This is a genomic window from Porphyrobacter sp. TH134 (assembly GCF_002855495.1).
GTDB lineage: Bacteria > Pseudomonadota > Alphaproteobacteria > Sphingomonadales > Sphingomonadaceae > Erythrobacter.
In genome coordinates this window covers 1-7,001 of the sequence record NZ_PKRO01000071.1, presented here as the reverse complement: position 1 = coordinate 7,001, position 7,001 = coordinate 1, and the positions used below count along the sequence as shown (strand labels likewise).

6 protein-coding genes and 1 tRNA gene are annotated in these 7,001 nt (G+C 57.1%); 3 read left to right on the top strand and 4 right to left on the bottom strand.

All coding sequences use genetic code 11. The features are described from left to right. Positions 1-19: 19 nt before the first annotated feature. The gene (locus C0V72_RS15705; RefSeq protein WP_101795073.1) at positions 20-541 is read right to left on the bottom strand and encodes a DUF4118 domain-containing protein; all 522 of its coding nucleotides are present in this window, start codon (positions 539-541) and stop codon (positions 20-22) included. 740 nt (positions 542-1,281) lie between these two features. Between C0V72_RS15705 and C0V72_RS15700 the strand changes: the two genes are divergently transcribed. The 3 genes from C0V72_RS15700 to C0V72_RS15690 all read left to right on the top strand — a co-directional run bounded on the left by C0V72_RS15700 (position 1,282) and on the right by C0V72_RS15690 (position 4,097). Continuing rightward, positions 1,282-2,115 (top strand): SUMF1/EgtB/PvdO family nonheme iron enzyme, encoded by an 834-nt coding sequence (locus C0V72_RS15700; RefSeq protein ID WP_172439069.1) that lies wholly within the window; start codon positions 1,282-1,284, stop codon positions 2,113-2,115. 224 nt (positions 2,116-2,339) lie between these two features. Next, positions 2,340-2,654 carry a hypothetical protein gene (locus tag C0V72_RS15695; protein WP_101795071.1) on the top strand — a complete coding sequence of 105 codons (315 nt, stop codon included), beginning with the start codon at positions 2,340-2,342 and terminating at the stop codon, positions 2,652-2,654. 309 nt (positions 2,655-2,963) lie between these two features. Then, complete coding sequence (locus C0V72_RS15690) at positions 2,964-4,097, top strand: DUF4238 domain-containing protein (RefSeq protein ID WP_101795070.1); 1,134 nt, start codon at positions 2,964-2,966, stop codon at positions 4,095-4,097. A 149-nt stretch (positions 4,098-4,246) separates the two neighbouring features. Here C0V72_RS15690 and C0V72_RS15685 read toward each other — a convergent pair whose 3' ends face one another. From C0V72_RS15685 to C0V72_RS15670, 3 genes are all read right to left on the bottom strand, one after another. Continuing rightward, on the bottom strand, positions 4,247-4,768 hold the full coding sequence (locus tag C0V72_RS15685) for a hypothetical protein (protein WP_143704638.1): 522 nt from the start codon (positions 4,766-4,768) through the stop codon (positions 4,247-4,249). 213 nt (positions 4,769-4,981) lie between these two features. Beyond that, complete coding sequence (locus C0V72_RS16530) at positions 4,982-6,163, bottom strand: hypothetical protein (RefSeq protein ID WP_199797813.1); 1,182 nt, start codon at positions 6,161-6,163, stop codon at positions 4,982-4,984. Positions 6,164-6,273: 110 nt separating this feature from the next. Then, positions 6,274-6,350: transfer RNA gene (locus C0V72_RS15670), tRNA-Pro, on the bottom strand. Positions 6,351-7,001: the final 651 nt, after the last annotated feature.

The window sequence follows — 7,001 nt, the reverse complement described above, 5'->3', positions numbered from 1 at the left end:
ATGCTCCCCGCCCCTGAAATCATCGCACGGTCACAACGAGACACCTCGTAACACTGGGTGTCGCCTTAGCTCGTAACACTGGGTGTCCATTGACAAGTGGTACGGTTTCAACAATGGTGTTGAGCTGCGCGCGCTGCACAGCCAAGAGTTCAAGTGCCCTTGCCGCGTACTCTATAACAGCAATGATGACAGCGGCGATGAATGTGAAAAACCCCAGCGCGAGAGCGGTGCCCGAGTTAATTGAGAACGGCTCCTGTCCGCCGAGGAACCAGCACCAGACTGCAACAAACGACAGCGCCGAGCAGAGCACGCCTGCGCGAGATCCCGCTAAAAACGCGGAGATTATGACCGCTGGGAAAAATGTCAGGAAAGGAAAGCCGGGCGGCAGCGCGGCGTCGAGAGCGAAACGAAGCGCCAGCGCGATTATAAACGCGAAAAATGCGGTGGCATAACCGAGCGCCGCATTGCTCCGAAAAACCGAAGATTTTAATAGAAGTCGTTCAGTTTCCCAGCCATTTTGTAAAAAAAAGTTGTCCGCCATTTTTAAATGCAGCCCCCTGCTAGTCGGGATTTGACCTCACCAGAAGGCACTGTCAAGCAACGGTTTGAGTGTACGATTTATGCCTGATCGTGCGATACCTACTGTCCGCTCTGAGGTCGGTTTCTGAATGGCAGCTTTTGGAACAGCGCGGGCCGTGAGCCGCGAATATCGCGTCGGTAAGCAGACAGAGTGGCATTGCGGTTCCCGGAAGCCTTGAGATCGCACCAGATGCTAGTCGCAAAGGCTCTGACACATTGTTCGTGGCCACGGCGATGATCGTTCAACGACGTACTGCGGTGTCACGGGATGTGTCACAGCAGTTTTGCGATGAACCGCAGAAAAGCGGGGTTTTCAGTGAATGGTCGGGGAGACAGGATGCGAGTCCACTTTTCTGACCACCCGCAAAGCCCGGAAAACCGCGGGTTGCAGCACGGCGCGAAGGCCGTGTGCACAGGCATGTGACATAGGACGACTCCTGCTGCAAGGGCTGAATACGGGCGGGGCAGGGCGCTGATCGGCGAACGCATTGGGGGACGCGATCGGTTCGATTGTATCGCTTATCCGGTCGCCGACCTTCCGCTTCGACAATCGGTCACCATGCCCGGTGGTGGCCGCCGACTCTGTCCGCTCTGCCCGATCGGCAAAAAATTCCTGCCATTCAGCAAGCGACCCCATTTACGACATTAATAGCTATGCAATACAGACCCATTAGCAGTCATTGAATGCGCGTTGTTTCATTCTTGATCGCTCTCTTTGCAACGATGACCTTCGCAGTCGCTCCTGCCGAGGCACGTGAAAGGTTGGAAGCAACCATTTCCTGTGACGGCTGTCCCACCTTCGTTCGCGTCCCGGACAGCGATACGACGGCAATCACGCACGTCGCAAAATACGAACTGACCTGGAATCAATACCTCGCGGCATTCGACAGCGGCGTATGCCCACTACCCCCATTGTTTGATCGAAACTTCCGCCTTCTTCGAATTGAGCGAGACGATCCGCTCCTTGCCGAGCTCCGTCGCGACTACGCGGTCATCAATCTCAGGCCCAGTGATGTCCAGTGTTACATCCAATGGCTTTCAGCCCGCTTGGGGAAGTCGGTGCGATTGCCAGCCTATCGAGAGTGGGAATGGTTTGCGCGCTCTGGAGTCCCAACCAGACGGTTCCCTTGGGGCGATGAAGAAGATCCGACGCGTGAAGCTTTGGTCAGCGAACTCGTTCTTGAAGTTTTGAGCCAGTCTCATGTGGACCGAGTAAAGGATGTGAGATTAGCCCACATCATGTGGGGCACTCAGGTTGGCTTGTTTCCACCCACCGAGTGGGGTCTTTACGACGTTCTGGGCAATGTTCCCGAGCTAACATCCGACGTAATTGATCAGTCCAATGTTGAAAAATATCGCGACGAGCTGGGCATCCCGATCAGTTTGTCGCGCGACCGGAGCCGCATAATAAAGGGTCAAAATCTATCGAGATTCCCGTCTGATGCTTGGCGGGAGGGCATCTCGAAAACAAGTCATGTCAGCGAAGCGGATAACGCATTCAGCTTTCCGGTAGGCGTGCGTTTGGTTTTGGAGTGACTGAGGATTGGGCCTGCTGCTTCGCGGCCCGAGATCAAAAAACCGACCTTCAACTTCCCACCCACGACCTGCCATGAGCAGGGCCAATGCTCCAGCCTGAAAGCCGTATGGCGGCTTTCCCCGGCTGCTGGAAAACTCCCGCCATTCTGAAAACGACCCCGTTGCGGTCATGAATTTTGTCCGTTGCTCTTGCCCAAAAGCTGACATCCTTGCAGGATCGAGATATGAACCGTGTCCGGCAGAGCTTCACCAACAGCCTATCAGAAGATCTCGTGGTTTTCGTTGAAATGGAATGTTGGTGTTGGTTGCTCAAACCCGGCGAGAAGCTGACTGTAGACTATGACGCTCGTGGTTTTGCCCCGGAATGGGAGCCGCTACCGATCAGCCTATCGATAGACGGCAGCGATGCAGATCGCCGGTTTATGATCACGCTATGGCAGCAGGGGAAAACCCAAAGCTCCTTGTTCATCGATGGCGCTGCGATTGTGATTGAGGGGTCGCTTACCCCCCTTGGCAGTGACCGCTTTATTGGCGGCTGAATGTTCTAGGTGAGGCTTTGCCGAGTGAAAGCTGCCGGTCGCCTTCCCACCCACGAGCCGCCATGAGCCGGGCCGACGCGCGATCCCGAAAGCGGCATGGCGGCTTGACCCCGGTCGCGAAAAATTCCTGCCGTTCGGCTATCGACCCCATTGTCGACGTCCGGAAAGATGTGGGCTGTGCGGCCCAATGTAAGCCGTTCCGCGGCGACTTGGACGATCACGAAAGTCGCCAATCTGTTACTGGCGCCCGTTGTTATTATTCCCGCCAGTTGACCTAGATTTTGAGGTGCTCGCGCCTATCTTTCTCCAATGGCTGCGCAGCATCAGCACTACGTCCCGAAACTCCTCCTTCGTGGCTTCCTTAGCGCTGACCCCGAGCGGGCGGGGAAAGAACAAGTTCATGTGCTCGATCTTGAAGCTGAGAAATCTTTCCCGACGTCAATCGACAACATCATGGGTGAGCGTCGTTTCAACGAATTTTGGGTCGATGACGACGTGCTTGCGACAATCGAGCCATGGACAGGCCGGATCGAGTCGCATCTTGCCCCCATCATCGAACGAATCAGGGCTGAAAAGACGCTAGAGCGCACGCCAGAAGAAGTTGCGGACCTTGCGTTCCTGATGGCCTTCCAGTTCGTAAGGACCAAGGGCATGCGCCTGATGCCAGAGAGGATCGACGCTCAACTACGCCGGCATGTCAAACGCATGGGATTCGATCCTGCGAAGGTTGATGGCTTGATGAACCTCGACGAGGAAGGTCTCAAGAAGGAGCATATCCGGCATCAGGTTCAAAATCTCGAGAAGTATGTCGAGATCATGGCCGAGAAGGAGTTCTTCTTGATGACGCCGCCGGCTGGGCGGTCATTCTATATCGGCGATCACCCTGTTGTGCTGCACAATGACGAGCCAAGAACTGTGCATACAGGCCATCTCGGCATTGGGGCGGCCTATATCCAAATCTACTTGCCACTCTCGTCGGACGTGCTGCTATGCGCTTACGACAAGGCAGTGTTGGGCCAAATGATGAAGGCATCTGACGAAGCTCGCAACAAAGAGGTGGCGGGATATGCGCTGTCCAAGCTGATTGCCGGTGAGATTTCTGCCGCACAGATGAAAGCAGCAATTGATGCTGCTCGCGATCTCGATCCCGTGGCGGCAATGATAAATTCTATTAGGGCTGGTCTGCCGATCAAGGTCGGTGCTGAGCAGGTCCAATGCTATAATGCCTTGCAGGCATTCTTTGCTCACAGGTTTGTGATCGACCCTGACGATAGCTTTGCTGTCGCGCGCGACATTATCGCTGAGAGGAAGTTAGTCGGCCTGAAGGAGCAAGATGCTGAACCAGAAGATTTGGGTGCGAAGTATTTTCCAGAAATTGACCGTTCGGCGCTGGCGCGGCCGAGAGCAAGCAAGCGTAATGCAAAGGCGCGCCCAGCCACGTGATGATGGAGCTAGCGCGCAAGGCCAAGCCACAGGTAGGGAACGCTTGCGTTCGGGTTTGTTGCCAGTCCGGAATCCACCCAACACCGGTCATCCCGCTCACCACGCTGCAACGACAAAACCGGACAACGATTGCCGCAGTGCAGGATGAATCACATACCGAGTCCTTGTCCAAATCCAGGCGGCAATCGGAGCCCTTTTCTGACCTTTTCATCCGTTTGCCGCTGCTCTGCATCGAGTTGCGATGTCCGCTCAGGTTGTGATTTGGCCAAGGCTGAGCGTTCTTTCTTCAGGCTATGATGGAGTTCAAGGACGCTGTCCGTCGTCGCGCTCAAATGCGTGAACGCCTGTGCCGCGTGAAGAAGGCTTGGCTCCATGTCAGCCAGAGGTATTCTCTGCACATTTCGGCTTTCGGTGTCACTGTCATGGCGCATGGTCATATAGCCGTCTGTGATGGTGACATCCCATTTGCCGGAAACGACAGCATCCAACACCTTCCGCGATTTCTCAATGCGCCGCTGCTCGGCGGAAACCACCTCTGTCTTGCGCTTCCATTCGGCCTCGGCCGCTTCAGCTTGTTGCCTTGCTGCTGCAAGCTCATGTCTTGCCCGGATAACATCTCTCACCCAATCGGGCGCATCTTTCTGGATGGTTGCACGGATTGGTTCGGGCATCGACGCCATCAGTTGAGGCGCGACAGCGACCTTACCGCTGTGATCGATGGTGACCTTGTCAGATGCCGAGGCGGTGGCGGCGGTCAGGGGGTTGCCTCAGGGCGCCAAACGAAGCTCATGCGCCTTCCCCTGCACCCCGATCCAGCGCGCGCATCGCGTCGGTGATCGCGTTCGTTTCCACGCTCACCCGCACGACCTTGGCGAGCAGGGTGATCATGCTCTCCTTGTAATCTGCGAAGCGGTAGGTGTTGAACTTCTCGCGGACGGTGGGGTCCTTGATCGTCTTCTCCTTGTGCTGATCGAGCACCCAGTCGATCGCGCTGCGGTTACCTTGGTGATTGGGAAGCTTTGAGCGATCTCCTGATAGGGCCGTTCGAAATCTTTCGAAGGCCGGTAGTCGCGCGGCATCTTCAGGAGGGCTTCTGCATAATCAGCCACATCCTCGTGGTTGTAGTCGCCGAGCGGCTTGTCGCCCGTGATCCATGCGAAGGTCCGCAGCACCCGCTCGTATTGCGCTAGCCCGCGCTTCCAGTGACCGCGAGTCCGTGCTCGGTCCAAAATGTCAGGGATTGCCTCGCTGAAGCGTCTGGAATGGTAGGTCTTGAACTCACAGGCATCCGGAGCCGGGCTTTTCCCTTCAACTGCTGCCGAGGGCAGGGACGCCGCGACGGCGGACACTGCCGCTACCGCAGGCGACGGCAGGAAAGACAGTGGCGCGCCATTCGCCCGGCGTTTCGCCAGCAGGGCTTCCTCCTGATCGAAGGCTGACTGCACATCCTCATCAAGGAAGTGGGACGCCAGCCGGTGCGCTTCGGCCATTGCCTGAAGATGGACGTGCTTCAGACGGGCAACCACGGCGTTGGTCGGCTCGAGCCCCAAGCCCTCTGCCATCAGCGCCATCATTTCATCCGCGATGATGTCCTTGCCGCATTCACGGTCGAGATCGCACGCCACCCACTCGATATCCATTTCGTCGTGGCCCGCCGCTGCCAGCATCTGGCGGTGGGCATCGGTAAGCTCGTTATTGGTGCCTGGGCGCTGGGCAATATCAAGCGCGCTCGCCATGGTGCGATAATCCCGCGCACGGGCCGCAGGATGACGCGATGGGTCATGCAGCTCCATGAGCAGCTTCGACAGGCAATCGCGCAGCTCGGTTTCGAACAGCGCCTTGATCGTGTCGGCATCGAGGGTCTGGTTCTGTTCGAAGTAGGCGTTCACGGTCCGGCGCACCCTGTCAAACTGCGCGGAGAGAATCGCGACCCTCTCGCGCGCTTCCTGCCCGTCACAGGTGGAAAGCGGCACGATTACATGGATATCCTTGCCATCCAGCAAACGGACCCGTCTGCGGAAATAGTAGCGGCCATAGCGGCGGGAGCTGAAGGGAATTCTGGGCATTGAAGGGCTCTTCCGAAATGCCTCGGTGAACCGTCATGTGACATAACATGTGACACTCCGCCTCACCGAGAGGTGAAAAGCGGTTTTCCTTCAATACTTTGCGAGAAAAGTGGTCGGGGAGACAGGATTCGAACCTGCGACCCTCTGCTCCCAAAGCAGATGCGCTACCGGGCTGCGCTACTCCCCGAACCTGTTTCGTCCTGCCCTCTTTCTTCCGCGCTCGCCTCCGGTGGGCCCGGCAGGAAAATCCTCCGGCACGGCGTGGGTCTCAGAAAATCAAAGGCTTAGGTCGAACTGTTAGCCCCTAAGTGTCACACCGGAGTGTCACAGGCAAGCGGGAAATGCTGCCGTAGCCGCGCCGCAGCGATTAAGGTTGTGTGCTCACTATATCGACGAGGCCTTGGTAGCGGCGCGATAGGCGGTATCGGCGACCCTGCTGCCGGTCGCGACCAACAAGCCGAACATGCTCTAGGACGCCATGGTCTGCGAGCTTTTGGAGGACCTGATACGGTGCTGGGCCATCACGAGATGTGCCCGTCACCGCACCGTGGCGTAGTAGCTCACGCAGCAAGCCTTCACGCTTCGATTTTGCGCGATCCGTCGCATCAGCCAGCGCCGTTAAGAGGTCAGCCAATGCGTCAATATTTGGCTCTGGGGGCACCGCCAAGAGGTCGTGCAAACCTTCCCATGGCACCCTTTCAGCCGCGTGCTCGCGGATCGCATCGAACCAATCAAGGAGCGTTTGTTGAAGGACAGTTCACAGGAGCCGTAAGGCGACATCCAGCTTTACGAGGTGTCGCCTTGGCCTGATCGATTTCCCGGCGGATGGTCTTCCGGG

Excerpts from the sequence above, each read along its gene's own strand:
- C0V72_RS15705 (WP_101795073.1), bottom strand. The coding sequence starts at position 541 with ATGGCGGACAACTTTTTTTTACAAAATGGCTGGGAAACTGAACGACTT.
- C0V72_RS15695 (WP_101795071.1), top strand. The coding sequence starts at position 2,340 with ATGAACCGTGTCCGGCAGAGCTTCACCAACAGCCTATCAGAAGATCTC.
- C0V72_RS15690 (WP_101795070.1), top strand. The coding sequence starts at position 2,964 with ATGGCTGCGCAGCATCAGCACTACGTCCCGAAACTCCTCCTTCGTGGC.
- C0V72_RS15685 (WP_143704638.1), bottom strand. The coding sequence starts at position 4,768 with ATGCCCGAACCAATCCGTGCAACCATCCAGAAAGATGCGCCCGATTGG.
- C0V72_RS16530 (WP_199797813.1), bottom strand. The coding sequence starts at position 6,163 with ATGCCCAGAATTCCCTTCAGCTCCCGCCGCTATGGCCGCTACTATTTC.